Origin of the sequence: Dokdonia sp. MED134, assembly GCF_000152925.2 — a bacterium.
Taxonomy (GTDB): Bacteria; Bacteroidota; Bacteroidia; order Flavobacteriales; family Flavobacteriaceae; genus Dokdonia.
In genome coordinates, this window is sequence record NZ_CP009301.1 from 51,852 (window position 1) to 67,612 (window position 15,761).

The following is a 15,761-nucleotide window of genomic DNA, read 5'->3' on the forward strand; positions in this document are numbered from 1 at the left end:
TCTTTGCAGTCGTAAAAATTTGCCTGAATTATGCAAAAGAAAATTGCTTCTATTTTATTCTCCACACGCTTAATGGGGATTCTCTTTATAGCCTACTTTGTTGCAATGGCAGTAGGAACGTTTTTAGACCAAGGTCAAGAAACGTCACCTACACCATACTCAAGATACTGGATTTATGATGCGTGGTGGTTTACTCTTATACACATCTTATTTGTTGTGAACTTTATAGGGAATATATTCAGGTACAAACTACTGCGAAAAGAGAAGATAACTACGCTTATTTTTCACCTTTCTTTTGTGCTTATCTTAATAGGAGCGGGTATTACAAGATATGTAAGTTATGAAGGGGTGATGCCTATAGAAGAGGGTGCCTCAGAAAATTCTTTTTTAAGCGAGAAAACGTATCTAGAAGTTTTTATAGATGGTGAGCAAAATGGACAGCCTATGCGTCGCGCTGTAGAAAAAGAACTCTCACTTTCACCAAGGCTAAACAACGACTTTACGTGGACAGAAGATTTTGTGCACGATACAAATAACAGAAGTGATAAGACCACATTTACATTTGATTTTAACAAATTTATAGATGGAGCACAAGATGGTTTTGTAGAAGATGAAAATGGATTATGGCATCTTAAAATAGTTGAGACCGGTACAGATAACCAGCGTCACGAGCACTTTCTAGTAGAAGGTGAGTTAGTAAACATACACAATGTACTCTATGCTTTTAATAAACCTACAGATGGTGCAATAAACATAGGTTTTGATGGAGAAAACTACACTTTTAAGTCACCATTTGCAGGTTCTGTAACTGTAATGGCAACACAAGATGAGAGCGAAGTGCCAGAAGATGTAGAGCAGCCACTTAAACTGCGAGCACTATACAACCTAGGAGGTAAGTTACTTGTGATACCAGACCAGGCTATACGCGGTCGTACTGGTATTGTTGCAAAGGAGGTAAAAGAAAAAAATCAAGAAGATGCACTCTTTGTAGATGTAACCGTAAACGGAGAGACTAAGACGGTAGGGTTACTAGGCGGTCGAGGTTATAGCAATGATAAAAAGCAAATAGAAGTAGGTGGGCACAAAATTTATTTAGCATACGGTAGTAAGGCTATGCCGCTACCATTTTCTATAAAGCTTAATGAATTTATAGCGAGAAGGTATCCTGGTACACAAAACGTATACTCTTCTTTTGAGAGTAAAATTACTGTAGAAGATACAGAAGAAAGTTTTGATTACGACATCTATATGAATCACGTACTAGACCACAAGGGTTTCAGGTTTTTTCAGGCGAGTTTCTTTCCAGATGAGTCTGGTACCATACTTTCTGTAAGTCACGATTTCTGGGGTACTTGGGTGACATATATAGGTTACTTTTTATTGTATATAGGTATGATGATGATATTATTTGATAAGGGGTCACGTTTCGGTGAGCTCAAAAGACGTCTTGATAAAGTAAAACTTAAGAAGTCTAAGCTTATGATGATTGTGTTTTTGATCGCTTTCGCGAAAGCGGGATACGCACAAGAAGATATATCTAATCAAACTACCGAAGTAAGTAACGGAAACGTAGTCGTACAAGATTCCGTTTCTGTAACGGGCGAAAACATAGGTGATATACTTGGTCTAGAAAGTCATACAGGACCACAGCACGAGCAGCGTATGCCATCTCAAGAAGAGATTAAAAAACTCATCGTTGAGAATGCCATACCTTTAGAACACGCAGAAAAATTTGGACGTCTTATCATACAAGAAGATGGGCGTATGATGCCTATTAATACATACTCAAGTATGCTACTACGTAAGTTAAGTAGAAGCGATACTTATGAAGGGCTTACGGCAGACCAAGTAATGCTCTCTATGATGGAAAACCCACAGATATGGAGCTTTGCAGAGATTATTTACTTACCTAAGGGTAACGATAGTTTGCGTAATGTGATAGGAGTGCCGTCAGACAGGAAGTACTTTAAACAAATGGATTTCTTTACTTCAGATTTCAAGTATAAGCTTTCTCCATTTTTGCCAGATGCTTATGCAGAGGCAAACCCGACTAAAATATCAAAGGAGTTTATAGACGTCTCTGAGCGTATGAATCTTCTTGATAGAACGCTTGTAAAAGAGGTATTAAGAATCTTTCCAAAACCTGATGATTCAAATAATACCTGGATATCGCCTATTCAAGTTAAAGATGTACCCTATAAGGCGACAGACTCTGTAATTGCAAATCAAATTTTTCCAGCATATTTATTAAGCCTCAAAAAAGGAAGGCTAAGTGGTGACTACTCAGACGCAGATAAGGTATTGCAGGGTATAGAAAAATTTCAACGTAGTCACAGTAATGATATTATGCCTTCTGTAGAGAAGCGTGATGCAGAGATTTTTTATAATAAATATGATGTTTTTACAAAACTGTACTGGATGTATATGCTGGCTGCAGTTTTTATGATGGTATTTGTAATAGTAGCTATTTTTAAGCCTAATAAGTTCGTTAGTATAATGACTAAGCTTGGAGCTGCAGCTATTGTTGTGCTCTTTATCGTTCATACTATAGGTTTAATATGGAGATGGTATATCGCGGGGCACGCACCGTGGAGTAATGCGTATGAGTCTGTACTCTATGTGGGATGGGCAACAGTTTTCTTTGGTCTTGCCTTCGGGAGAAAGAGTCAACTTACTATAGCCAGTACCGCATTTGTAGGTGCTTTTATACTTTGGGCAGCCTCAATGAACTGGATGAATCCAGAGATTGAAAATTTACAAGCTGTATTAGATAGTTACTGGTTAATGATTCATACTGCTGTAATTGTAGCAAGTTATGGTCCTTTTACACTTGGAGCTATTCTGGGTATTGTATCATTACTCCTTATGATATTTACTACAGATAAAAACCGAGAAAAAATGGATCTCAACATTAAGGAGATTACTATTATAAATGAGCTTGCTCTTACCGTAGGGATGGTGTTACTAGCGATAGGTACTTTCTTAGGGGGTCAATGGGCAAATGAAAGCTGGGGACGTTACTGGGGATGGGACCCAAAAGAGACTTGGGCGCTTATCTCACTTATCGTATATGCATTTGTGATACATATGCGTTTAATTCCAGGTTTACGCAGTAAATGGCTGTTTAACTTTGTATCTATCATCTCATTAGGAAGTATACTCTTTACTTACTTTGGGGTAAACTATTACCTCTCAGGATTACACTCATACCAAAGCGGTGGAGAGATAGCAGATCAAAAAATTCTAATCACAGCAGCAGTTCTTACGGTCTTTGGCGCTATATCTTACATACAGTATAGAAAACACTATGTCAAAAAGAAATCTGCTTAAAAAGCAAGATTTTGTAAATCACTAGAAGTCTCTAAGCCAAGTTTGGTATAGAGGCTTTTTGTTACCTGGTTTAATCGATCTGTAGTAAGGTCATATTTTGAAGCGATAGCTTCATTACTTAATCCCTCGGCAATGTCATCTAGTATTTTTACCTCAATATTTTCTAGCTTAAACTGGTAAATAAGAGACTCCAGATAATCATCATCTGTTTCTTGTATATTTCTATAGGTATTTAATTCTTTGAGTTCTTCTACATACCTTTTTATTTTATGCTTCATTATTACACCCGTAGTTTGTATTCCATAAAAAGAGAGTAATAAGAGTACGGCGATTAGTGTAAAGTTTAGCGAAGCAATTCCTGCTCCGTCAAAAGTACTGCGTTCAAGTAGTGTGATACCTAATAAATGAAATACAAATACATTCAATAAGAAAAATAGGTTTACAGAGTAAATTAAAAATAATACATAGCGTTTAGGTCCTTTTGCAATTCTTAATATAAGTATCCAGAGAAGAGCAGTTGCTAGAATAGAGCAAGAGTTTATGAGGATAAGCCCCCATAGCATTTCTGTAAAAATAAAAAAGAATAATGAAAAGGTGGAAATCGCTACTATTGAGAAAATAGACCACTTAATCCATTGCTGGTTGTTGCGTAATTTTAAATAGAAAACCATAAAGAACATTGCCATAAGCCCTACAGAGTAGTGTCCTAAAGCTTCTAAGTAAAATGTATTACCAATATTGATACCTAAAAAGTTGAGAATATTGTCTTGTGCAATAACGCTCAAAAGAATACCGAAGATGATAAAAGCAAAGAATATAAACTTTGTATTCTTTACAATAAAGAAAAAGATGAGTGTCGCGATAAGTAGTGCGATACTTGTTCCATAAAAGAAGCCTATACCCAGCATATTTACACGATCATTTTTTGCATAGACACCTTCATTAGAAATCGTGATGGGAAAGTACGCCTCTAGTGGAAAGTCACCCTTTAGATAAAGAGGGAAGCTGTGTAAATCTTTACTTATAAAGTAAGAAGGAAATCTAGTGTCCTTCATAATAGGTACAAGAGTACCATTATTATCATATAACTCTAACGTAGTTACGTGAGAAGTTTGTAGCTCTAATATCGCTCTAGGTTGAGAGATATTATTTATTTTAAACCAGTAAGTACCATTATCTACTCCTAAGTTTTCTGAATGCAACTCTGTAAATTCCGCACGTTTTACACTTGTAAAGGTGTGCGTTCCAGAAGCATCCTTAAGATGATAAATGGTCTCTGGTGGTAGACTCACACTGCATAGCAGGAAGCCTAAGAGAACCAATAGTAGTTTCATTTATTATGATTTGGGATGGTAAATATATGTTAAACTACTAATAAAAACAAGTTAATCGATGAATTTGTGTATTTCATCGATTAACTAGAGTATTTAATATAAGAATTACACCATATCTTCAGGTCGTACCCACTCGTCAAATTCTTCGGCAGTTACGTATCCTAGATTTACAGCTTCTGTTTTTAATGTTGTACCATTTTTATGTGCTGTATTTGCTATTTCGGCAGCTTTGTAGTATCCTATTTTTGTATTTAAAGCAGTTACTAGCATTAATGAGTTATCTAGCAATTCTTTAATTCTAGCATCGTTTGGCTCAATACCTGAAGCACAATGCTCAGAAAAAGAAACACAAGCATCACCTATAAGTTGTGCAGATTGTAAAAGGTTAGAAGCCATCATAGGTTTAAATACATTAAGCTCGTAGTGTCCCTGCATACCACCTACACCTATAGCCACATCATTACCCATAACTTGTGCACAAACCATTGTAAGTGCTTCACATTGTGTAGGGTTTACTTTTCCTGGCATAATAGAAGATCCTGGCTCATTTGCAGGTATTGTAATCTCTCCAATACCACTACGTGGTCCAGATGCCATAAGGCGTATGTCATTTGCAATTTTATTAAGAGATACCGCAAGTTGTTTTAACGCACCGTGAGTTTCAACGATTGCATCGTGAGCAGCAAGTGCTTCAAACTTATTATCTGCCGTACGGAACGGGTGACCAGAAAACTCTGCCATATACTCAGACACACGCTTTGCATATCCTTTAGGAGTATTAAGACCAGTACCTACAGCTGTTCCTCCTAGAGCAAGCTCTGCTAGGTGATCTAGTGTATTTTCTAGTGCTTTAAGTCCGTGATCTAGTTGCGATACGTATCCAGAAAACTCTTGACCTAGTGTAAGGGGAGTGGCATCCATAAGGTGCGTACGACCTATTTTTACTACGCTTTTAAAAGCATCTGCTTTCGCTTTAAGCGTGTCACGTAATGTGCGTACTCCCGGTATTGTGTTTTCTACAATCTTTTTATAACCTGCGATGTGCATTCCCGTAGGGAACGTATCGTTAGAAGATTGTGATTTATTTACATCATCATTAGGCGCAAGTGTTTTATCACCTTCTCCTATTGTTTTTCCTGCAAGTTGGTGTGCTCTATTTGCAATCACCTCATTTACATTCATATTACTTTGTGTTCCAGATCCCGTTTGCCAGATTACTAGTGGGAACTGGTCATCGTGCATACCTGTAAGTATCTCATCACATACAGCAGCAATAAGATCTCTCTTTTCAACCGGTAGTACACCTAGCTCACAGTTTGTATAAGCCGCTGCTTTTTTAAGAATCGCAAAGCCGTGTACCACTTCAATAGGCATAGAGCCAGGAGCTCCTATTTTAAAGTTATTGCGAGAGCGCTCAGTTTGTGCTCCCCATAATTTATCTGCGGGTACTTTTACCTCGCCCATTGTATCTTTTTCGATTCTATATTCCATTGTGATTATGTTAGAAATTAGGAAGACAAATTTAAACATTTGGCTTCATTTTGCATCGTTGATAAGGTGTCAATAAATCTATTTTTTCTCTTGTGTGACATATATATTATCAAGTATCTTTGCTACAAATTAGAAAAGACACCATCCTATGTTCGATTTTGACCAATATTTAGGTTTTCTCGCATTTTTAACCATCCTTACTATAGGATTTTGGTTAATGATTTTCCTTCTTACTTTTGTAATCCCTTACTGGGTAGGAGGTTCATTTATTGAATTTATGAAAGAAAAAAGAGAAGAACGTAAGCTTAAGAGGGAGCAAGAGAACAACTAGTATCTCTCGCTTTTACGATATGTAACCTCCTGCAATTACTGTAGGAGGTTTTTTTATGCGCTTTCGCGAAAGCGTACTCATACCCACAAAAAAAGAGCCTCCGAAGAGGCTCTTTTCATATTTATAATGGATTGTGATTATTGCTTCACCTTTGTAAGGTCTACTTCATTACCATCTTTGTCTAGCATTTTTACCTCATCAAAGCCCATATCTTTAAATTGAGCAAACTGCGTGGCAGCATCACCTACTACTAGGTATGCCATCTTGTTTTCATCAAGATATTTATTTGCCAGTGCTTTGTGCTGGTCTAGTGTCATATTTCTAATAATATCTTCTTCCTTCTCAATATAATCTGTTGGAAGGTCGTAAGCGCTACGCTCTTGAAGCATACCTAGAAGGGCAAACTGCGTCTCAAAGCGGCGTGCATTAGATTTGATAAGCGCATTTTTTGTAAAGTCAAGGTCATCTTGTGAGATACCTTCTTTATATGCCTTGATCTGGTCTCTAAAAATCTCAACAGATTCTCCTGTCGTATTAGTACGTACGCTAGATGATGCTGTAAATGTACCTGGTATTTTTGATCCATTAAAGTAAGTACGTGCTCCATAGGTATATCCTTTTTCTTCACGTAAAATAAGATTTACAGCTCCAGAGAAAGATCCTCCTAGTTTATAGTTCATCACCTCTGCAGGGTAGAAATCCTTGTCTGTACGAGCCATCCCGATATACCCTATATTTATTACAGATTGCTTTGCATTAGGAATGTCTACAAATAGGAGTGAAGACTTATCTCTATTATTTGCTACTGGATATTCTGGTATGGTAACTTCTTTTGCTTCCCACTTAGACTCAAGGTCACTTAGGGCTGCAAGTGCATCACTCTTATCTATTTTACCTACTATATGAAAACGGCTCACAGATGGTGAGAAGTTATTTGCATAAAAATCTTTAAGATCCTGCATTGTAATTGCTTCTACCGAAGCTACAGTACCGCTAGTAGGGTATGAGAAGATGTGATCCTCACCATAAAGCACTTTGTTATATACGTTGCTTGCCACCGCATTAGGGTTTGCAGAGCGACGTTTAATACTGTTTATAGTAGCTGTTTTGATACGACCTAGTTCTTCTTCATCCCAACGTGGCTCAAACAGAATTTCTTCTACTAGATCCATAGTTGCGGCAAAATTTCGCGTAAGCGTGTTACCTTGTATTGTAATAGCCTCACGAGAAGTGTACATATTAATACTTGCTCCCAGTAACTCGATAGCCTCTTCAAGCTCTTCTGGAGTTTTATTTGCAGTACCCTCCATCATTATATCTGTCATAAGGTTTGCAACCCCATTCTTTTCCATACTATCTAGTAGGTGACCTCCTTCTATTACTAGGTTAAAGTTTACGGTAGGAATCTCATTTTGAGAAATACCATATACATCTATCCCGTTAGACAGCTGTGCTTCCCAAGATTCTGGAATACTTAGTTTTGGTGCATCTCCTACTACTGGTGGCGTAGAGCGATCTATTTTTGAAGGTGTTTTTACAATTTCCTTTGCTTCATCTTCTACAACCTTAGTAACATTCTCTGTGATTTCTTCTTCTACCACCTCTGCTTTTACAGAGTTTTCCACGATGAGATCCATCTGTCCTTTAGGCACAAAACTAGTTTGTACAAAAGGCTTGCCTTTTATGTAAGTGTTATAAACACGCATTACATCTTCTTTTGTAACGGCTTTTATATTTTCTATATCTTTTTCTATAAAGTCTGGCTCGCCAGCAAATACATTGTAACTCGCTAGTTGAAACGCTTTACCGTTTACACTGCTTATACCATTGTAAAACTGAGTTTCAAGACCAGCTTTAATACGCTCTACATCTTTATCTGTAACGCCCTCTGCTTCAAACTTTGCAATACCTTCATCTATAGCAGCCTCTACTTGGTCTAGATCTACACCGCTATTTGCCGTGATGATGATATGAAACTCACCCGCAATCTCTTGACTATTATTATATGCAATTGTTCTAGAGGTAAGGTCTTTATCTTTTACTAGCACTTTATATAAAGGTGCTTTTTTACCACTTGAGATAATTTCTGCAAGAAAGTCTAGCGCATATGCATCGTCTGTATACTGCTGCACTGTAGGGTACACACGGTGTAGTTGTGGTGCTTGTGCAAAGTTATCTTCGTGGTAAAGCTTCTTTGTTTCTGTGATTGTTACTGGTTGTGCTTCAAGTGGTGCAACCTCTTGACGTTTTTTAATCTCACCAAAGTACTTTTCAATAAGCGCCTTTGCATCTGTAGTTTTAAAATCTCCTGCTAGTACGAGTGTCGCATTGTTAGGACCATAAAACTTGTCATAAAACTCACGTACATCATCTACCGTAGCATTTTGTAAATCTTCTAGCTCGCCTATAACTTGCCAGTTATATGGGTGACCTTCTGGATAGATGTTTTTATCAAGTACCCAGCTCGTATGCCCATAAGGATTGTTATCTACACGTTGTCTTTTTTCGTTTTGAACAACCTCTTGCTGGTTTTCAAAGGCACTCTCTGTTACCGTATTAATTAAGAATCCCATACGGTCAGACTCTAGCCATAAAATAGTCTCAAGTGCATTATTTGGTACCGTTTCATAATAGATTGTACCATCTTTCCAGGTACCACCATTAAGGGTTCCTCCTGCGTCTTGTACCGTTTTAAAGAATGAGTCTTGTGGTACATTTTCAGACTCTTGAAATAACATATGCTCAAATAGGTGAGCAAAACCGGTGCGTCCCGTCTTCTCGCGGTTAGAACCTACCGCATACTGTATCGCGAGTGATACAATAGGGTCACTACTATCTTGATGTAAGATCACGTCTAGACCATTCTCCAGCTCGTACTTCTCATAATCAATAGATAGTTTTGCATCTTCTGCTACGGCGGTATCTTTATTACCCTCGCAAGAAGTACATAAGAGAGCAGTTACCATCACGGCAACAGCAATCATTTTAAAACTGTTTGATTTGATCATTTTTAGTGTTTTTTGATAATCCTCTAAGATAATAAGTAAGTAGGTACCGTCTCTTAATAAAATGTTAAAGAGTTAACAGTGTGGTTGTTAATTACGCTTTCGCGAAAGCAAAAAAAAAGGGAGATCGCTGTACACGATCTCCCTTTAGTAATGATTTATTGGTTTCTAATTATGCAGTCTCTTCGAGAGATTTTGTATTAGAAGCTATGGTAGCTAGATTGTATACTACTAGGCCAAAACCAATTTTATTAATAGCGTCACCTAGGTTGTAAACTACATCTAGAGATAATCCTCCAAAGATGCCTTCATACCATCCCGGTGTTCCAGCCATATACCCTATAGGGTAAATTGCCCATCCCACAAGTACAAACCAACATAGGGTTTTGTGCGCGCTTAGTACAGCTCCACCTGCCCTTACAGCAAGTTTTTTCGCGCTTCCTAGCCAGATGTCATAAACAATTACAAAGTAAGCCGCTCCAGAGATTAATCCCCATAGCCACGCATTATCTCTGTCTACAGCTTCGCCTATGTATCCGGTTACTAGCATTACGACAGATAAGAAAATCAGTCTCCACATAAGTGACTTTTTAGCTCCTGCAACTTTTAGTATTAGGAAAAACTCAACACACATAAGTGGTACTGTAAGAACCCAGTCTACATACCTAAAAAATGTAGGTGACTCAGCATTTGCTTGCCAGTAGTCGCGCATATACCAATAATGGACGGCGGCAATAAATGTAATTAAGCCCGACACTAGAATGGATGTTCTCCATTTACGGTCAAAGCTGTTCATAGATAAAAAGAAAAAGGCAGCTGCGGCCATCATAGCCATAGCTCCTACAAAAAACGTGAATGCAACATAATCATCTGATGCAATTTTGTCAAGTGCAGTACTTAATAGTAATAAATTCATAGCAATTATTTTTTTGTTTAACCAAAGTTAATAATAATTAAACAAAATATCAAATTACAATTATTAAATATTTAATTTTATAGCGTGAAAAATATCAGAATCGTAATAACTTTCTTCCTTTTATGGTTAAGTATTCAATTTAACTCAACAATAGAAGATATAATCGCATATGTAGCCATCTTTACATTAGGCCTTGTGCACGGAGCAAATGATATTAAGTTATTAGAAAAAAACGTGTCTTCGTCTCCTAATCATAAATATGTCATATTAGGGCGCTACTTACTTATTGTAGTCGCTATTGCTATCTTATTCTATGTGATACCTAGCCTTGCTCTTATTCTTTTTATACTAGTGAGTGGTTTTCATTTCGGTGAAGAGCATTGGGATAAGCTTATCGTTACAAAAGGTAATGGGCATTATTTGTTTTATACAGCATATGGTCTCCTTATTTTATTCCTTATTTTTTATTTTAACAGCGAGGAGACTACAGAGATCATATCTGCCATCACAGGATTTACACCAGCTAAGTTTTATTACCTAGTAGGGCTTATATTTTTTGCTATCCTAAGTATCTTGTCATTTATAGTAGCAAAAGCGCAAATGAATACTACAAGCACTATTCTCCAGGAAATTGTACACCTTATCATTTTAGCCATTGTGTTTAAAATGGCAACTTTACTATTGTCATTTGCTTTATATTTTGTAGTATGGCACGCCATTCCTTCTATGAAAAGTCAGATTATCTATTTATACGGTAATACGAGTCAAAAATCTATTGTAGGCTACCTAAGGTCTTCGCTAGCTTACTGGCTACTAGCCATTACTAGCATATCAATATTTTATTATTACCTAGGTGATAAGACCTATCTTTTTAATGCCATATTCTTTGCATTTTTGGCGGCTATTACATTTCCTCACGTCTGGATTATTAATTCATTACGCAAGTAGCTGTTACAGCACATATCCTCGTAGCTTGCTTAAAAATGTATCATACCGTCTGTAATATTATAGATAACTTTGATTATTAATTATAGCATTCACTAGCGCTGGCTATCACAATGAGTAGAGGAGGTAGTTGCTGTAGGATATATGAAAACTAGTAAATGAAAAAGATAAAAAAACCGCTCATCGCCATATTCATCATTGCAAACTTATATGCCATCCTTTGTGGCGGACTGTATTTTTTTCAAGACAACCTCATTTTCCACCCGCAGCAACTGCCGCAGGAGTATGCTTTTGATTTTGATGGCGATTATAAGGAGGTTTGGGTAGATGCGCCAGATGAAGCTCGGCTTAATGGCTTGCACTTTACGGTTACAAACCCAAAGGGCGTGATACTTTATCACCACGGTAATGCAGGCAGTCTCGCGCAGTGGGGACAAATCGCCCAGCCATTTGTACAAGAGGGCTACGCGGTTATTATTATGGATTACAGGCAGTATGGCAAGAGTGGGGGAGCACTCACAGAGGCGGCGCTTTATGATGATAGTTTGCTGTGGTACGCTTTCGCGAAAGCGCAATATCCCACAACCCCCATAACGAGTTACGGCAGGAGCCTGGGGACGACCTTTGCAACCTACGTGGCATCAAAGAAAGAAGTCAGTAAGCTGGTGCTTGAAACTCCTTTTTACAGTATACTAGACGAGGCACAATCGCGCTTTTCGATTCTTCCGGTAGAGCGGTTGCTCAACTATAGATTGCCTACCTATAGCTTTATAAATGAGGTGGCAGCTCCTATAACCATCATACACGGCACAGAAGACAGTGTAGTGGCTTATGAGCACGGTAAAGCCCTTTATGATAGCATTACGACAGCAGCAAAGACTTTTGTAACTGTACCTGGTGGTGATCACAATAACCTGAGCGAGTTTGAGGCGTATCAAAAAGCGACGGCTGCGCTTTTTGAGTAGTTAGTCATTGGTATGCTCTTTAATCCACTTTGTGATAAAGGCAAGAACCTTTGGGGCCATAGTTTGTTCTATCTCTGAGTACTCAGATAGGGCACCGGTGGTGCTTTCTTGAAATAGGTGATTAAGATCGTCAAAGGCAACAGTTCTTGCATTCTTATTATTTCCAGCCGCAAAGGCTTCTTTTATAGCCGCAATATTTTGCTCGTATGGAACTTGAAAATCTTTCTTACCATTGAGCGCAATAACAGGTGATTTTATAGCACTCAGGTAGCTAGCTGGTGTAGCTTTAAGGAGGCTTACTATCTCTGGAGTGGTGATTTGATCTGTAATAGCTTCTACCTGCTGTATGGGAACCATAGGTCCCAGCTTCTCTTTGAGAGCGAGATTTACAGCATCTTTGATAGCCGCATTTGTACCGTCATTTTGTATAATAACATCATAAGCATAACCTAAGAGGTCTTGACCCTGTTTAATTTGTGCCTCTGGGACGTTCAGAAGGCGCTCCATCGCTTCTTTTTGGGAGAGCATAAGTTCATTACCAGGTATGCCAGGTCCTGCAAGCATAACGGTAAAAGCCACATCTGTATTTGTAGCTGCTATTTGAGGAGCAATGATACCTCCTATACTGTGACCTATAAGACCTACTTGAGAATATTTGGTTTTCTTATACTTCTTTAAATAAGCTATGGCTGCTGTGGCATCACTTGTAAACTGTGCGATACCTGCCGTTTCAAAAGTACCTGTAGATGCACCCACGCCACGCTCGTCATAACGCAATACACCTATACCGTTACTTGATAGGTAGTCTGCAAGTACGTAGTATAGCGAGTGGCCAAACATATCTCCATCTCTGTTTTGTGGGCCGCTACCACTTATAATCACCGCGATAGGTGGATTTTTTATATCCTTAGGTAAGGTAAGTGTGCCAGCAAGAGTGATTCCATCTTCCTTGTTTTTAAAAGTTACCTCTTGTACATCATAATTAAAAGGAGCTTTAGGTTGCTGTGGTCTATTAAGTACAAGCGCACCTTTTACGAGCGTAAGCGGTACGGGAAAGTTATTCTGTATCAAGTTGCCTTGTATGCTATCATTTTTAGTCACGCCTATATAGCGCATTTTAAACTGCGGAAAGTCTACTTTAAGGGTATCGTTTGTATAGGTCGTGTTTGCTGCCTTACCACCTGTAAGTCCTTGGCTCGGGATGTCCATTGTGGTGTGTAGGCTATCTTGTGGCTGCGTGATGTGAAAGGCAAAGTCTATGCTTTGACCTTGAAAGTTTACCGTTCCCTTCCAGTCGCCTGTGACATTTTGGGCGTGTGATATAAAGCTAGTTAAGAAGGTAACGGCTAGAATGATAAGAGTCCTCATAGGTATACTGTATATAAGTCTATGACTAAGGTAGTTGTTATTATTGTGATTTTAATGAGGGAAATACATTTTCGCGAAAGCGTAAAAAAAAGAAACCCGAGGCTCTCGCACTCGGGAATCTAACCAACCAAAGTTGTGTTGCGTTTAATAACGCAGTGGGGGAATGTATTACTTATACATCTTATCTTTTGGTTTTGCTTTATAGGTGATGGTTGTTACCGTATCATCTTTGTCATTATACTTTTCTGACACCATATTTCCGTCTTTGTCAAAATAGTTTACAGAGATACCCTCTTTGGTTTTCATAAGGTATACGTCACCTTTTGCCAGTTTACGCATAGTTCCATATTCAGAGGTATTGTTTTCTCGTGTTCTTTTAATAGTATATCCGTTTGGTGATTCCTCTAGGCGAAAATCTGAGTCGTTATACGTATAAGTAACTTCTCGCTTTACCATTGTTTTGCCACGCTCTAGTGACTGGTTAAGTTGTCCTGCCTCACTATCTGCTAGTGAAGTAGGGGTTACCTCAGTTTCTTTTACCGTTTTATATACGGTCTCATTACCTAGTGAAGACTTTACGGTCGTTCTGGTTTTTGTGATTTTTTCTATTTTTTCTTGGGCTTGTACGGCTGTTGCGGTACATACAGCTAGTGCTGCTATGATAAGTGATTTTTTCATCGGTCTTGTTTTTTGTTTATACAAATTTAAAATCCTTTTCTGCTTGTGATAGCCAACGGGATGGTAAGACTTTATTAAGCCTTTCCCAATATTACTGGGCTCACAAGGCGATTAACTTAAATTAACACAAAAGTGATGCTTTCTGCGGCTCGTCGTATAAGCCACTCGGTAGATCAATAAAATAGGATTATCTTTGCACCCTAAAAATAAAGTGGAAAGAATGGTTTTCCGCTTTCGCGAAAGCGTACTACTAATACATACTATTATATGAAAGCTGGAATCGTAGGATTACCTAATGTAGGGAAGTCAACCCTTTTTAACTGTCTGTCTAATGCCAAAGCACAGAGTGCAAACTATCCGTTTTGTACTATTGAGCCTAACGTGGGTGTGGTAAATGTACCAGATAACAGGCTAGCAAAACTAGAGGAGCTCGTAAGCCCAGAACGTGTGATCCCTGCTACGGTAGAGATTGTAGATATTGCAGGTCTTGTAAAAGGGGCAAGTAAGGGAGAAGGACTAGGAAACCAATTTTTAGGAAACATACGTGAGACAGATGCGATACTGCACGTGCTACGTTGTTTTGATAATGATAATATTGTGCACGTAGACGGGAGTGTAGACCCTATACGTGATAAGGAAACGATAGATATAGAGCTACAACTCAAAGATCTTGAAACAGCCGATAAGAAACTAGAAAAGGTAAAACGTGCGGCTCGTACGGGTAATAAAGAAGCCCAGGCAGAAGAAGCAGCTTTACTTAAAATAAAAGAAGGTCTAGAAGCAGGTATTTCTGTACGTGCGATAGATATAGATGAAGATACACGCGAGGAGTTTGTAAAGCCTTTACAGTTTATTACAGACAAGCCAGTACTTTACGTATGTAATGTAGATGAAGATGCTGCTGTAGCTGGTAATGAGTATGTAAACAAGGTACGTGAGGCAGTAAAAGACGAAAATGCAGAGGTGATTGTACTTGCCGTAGGTACTGAGGCAGATATTACAGAACTAGATGATTATGAGGAGCGCCAGATGTTTCTTGCAGATATAGGTCTTGAGGAGCCTGGAAGTGCCGTATTAATACGCGGAGCTTACAAGCTGCTTAACCAGCAAACCTATTTTACAGCAGGTGTAAAAGAAGTACGTGCCTGGACGGTAAACATAGGAGCAACGGCACCACAAGCTGCCGGAGTGATACACACAGATTTTGAAAAAGGATTTATACGTGCAGAGGTTATTAAGTATAATGACTTTGTGGAGTACGGTAGTGAGGCAAAGGTACGTGAGGCTGGTAAGCTAGGCGTGCAGGGTAAAGATTATATTGTAAATGATGGTGATGTAATGCACTTCTTATTTAACGTATAAGGAGTACCCATTTCTATACTATAGAATTAAAAAAGC

At 38.4% G+C, this 15,761-nt stretch carries 11 protein-coding genes; 5 read left to right on the top strand and 6 right to left on the bottom strand.

The window, feature by feature from the left end; genetic code table 11:
• The first annotated feature begins 30 nt into the window (after positions 1 to 30).
• The gene (ccsA, locus tag MED134_RS00255; RefSeq protein WP_038596667.1) at positions 31 to 3,330 is read left to right on the top strand and encodes a cytochrome c biogenesis protein CcsA; all 3,300 of its coding nucleotides are present in this window, start codon (positions 31 to 33) and stop codon (positions 3,328 to 3,330) included.
• Here ccsA and MED134_RS00260 read toward each other — a convergent pair.
• Together MED134_RS00260 and fumC are read right to left on the bottom strand one after the other, a co-directional pair.
• Complete coding sequence (locus MED134_RS00260; RefSeq protein WP_038596671.1) at positions 3,327 to 4,664, bottom strand: 7TM-DISM domain-containing protein; 1,338 nt, start codon at positions 4,662 to 4,664, stop codon at positions 3,327 to 3,329. The two genes, ccsA and MED134_RS00260, sit on opposite strands and share 4 nt — an antisense overlap.
• Positions 4,665 to 4,769: 105 nt before the next feature.
• Positions 4,770 to 6,155 (bottom strand): class II fumarate hydratase, encoded by a 1,386-nt coding sequence (gene fumC / locus MED134_RS00265; protein ID WP_021779403.1) that lies wholly within the window; start codon positions 6,153 to 6,155, stop codon positions 4,770 to 4,772.
• A gap of 148 nt (positions 6,156 to 6,303) precedes the next feature.
• Between fumC and MED134_RS00270 the strand changes: the two genes are divergently transcribed.
• Entirely contained in the window at positions 6,304 to 6,486 is a 183-nt protein-coding gene (locus tag MED134_RS00270; protein ID WP_021779402.1) for a hypothetical protein, read from the top strand.
• A gap of 137 nt (positions 6,487 to 6,623) precedes the next feature.
• Here MED134_RS00270 and MED134_RS00275 read toward each other — a convergent pair whose 3' ends face one another.
• Both MED134_RS00275 and MED134_RS00280 read right to left on the bottom strand, forming a co-directional pair.
• Positions 6,624 to 9,452, bottom strand: coding sequence for a M16 family metallopeptidase (locus tag MED134_RS00275; protein WP_410470305.1), 2,829 nt, complete (start codon positions 9,450 to 9,452; stop codon positions 6,624 to 6,626).
• A gap of 211 nt (positions 9,453 to 9,663) precedes the next feature.
• On the bottom strand, positions 9,664 to 10,407 hold the full coding sequence (locus MED134_RS00280) for a bacteriorhodopsin-like (protein WP_021779400.1): 744 nt from the start codon (positions 10,405 to 10,407) through the stop codon (positions 9,664 to 9,666).
• An 84-nt stretch (positions 10,408 to 10,491) separates the two neighbouring features.
• Here MED134_RS00280 and MED134_RS00285 point away from each other — a divergent pair, with 84 nt between their 5' ends.
• A complete protein-coding gene (locus MED134_RS00285) occupies positions 10,492 to 11,355 on the top strand; it encodes a Brp/Blh family beta-carotene 15,15'-dioxygenase (protein ID WP_021779399.1) in 864 nt (287 codons plus the stop codon).
• 155 nt (positions 11,356 to 11,510) lie between these two features.
• Positions 11,511 to 12,317 carry an alpha/beta hydrolase gene (locus tag MED134_RS00290; RefSeq protein ID WP_021779398.1) on the top strand — a complete coding sequence of 269 codons (807 nt, stop codon included), beginning with the start codon at positions 11,511 to 11,513 and terminating at the stop codon, positions 12,315 to 12,317.
• On the opposite strand, the gene MED134_RS00295 is transcribed toward MED134_RS00290, so the two are convergent.
• Both MED134_RS00295 and MED134_RS00300 read right to left on the bottom strand, forming a co-directional pair.
• The gene (locus MED134_RS00295) at positions 12,318 to 13,685 is read right to left on the bottom strand and encodes an alpha/beta hydrolase family protein (protein ID WP_021779397.1); all 1,368 of its coding nucleotides are present in this window, start codon (positions 13,683 to 13,685) and stop codon (positions 12,318 to 12,320) included.
• 168 nt (positions 13,686 to 13,853) lie between these two features.
• Positions 13,854 to 14,363 carry a hypothetical protein gene (locus tag MED134_RS00300; protein ID WP_021779396.1) on the bottom strand — a complete coding sequence of 170 codons (510 nt, stop codon included), beginning with the start codon at positions 14,361 to 14,363 and terminating at the stop codon, positions 13,854 to 13,856.
• 267 nt (positions 14,364 to 14,630) lie between these two features.
• Here MED134_RS00300 and ychF point away from each other — a divergent pair, with 267 nt between their 5' ends.
• On the top strand, positions 14,631 to 15,725 hold the full coding sequence (ychF, locus tag MED134_RS00305) for a redox-regulated ATPase YchF (protein WP_021779395.1): 1,095 nt from the start codon (positions 14,631 to 14,633) through the stop codon (positions 15,723 to 15,725).
• Positions 15,726 to 15,761: the final 36 nt, after the last annotated feature.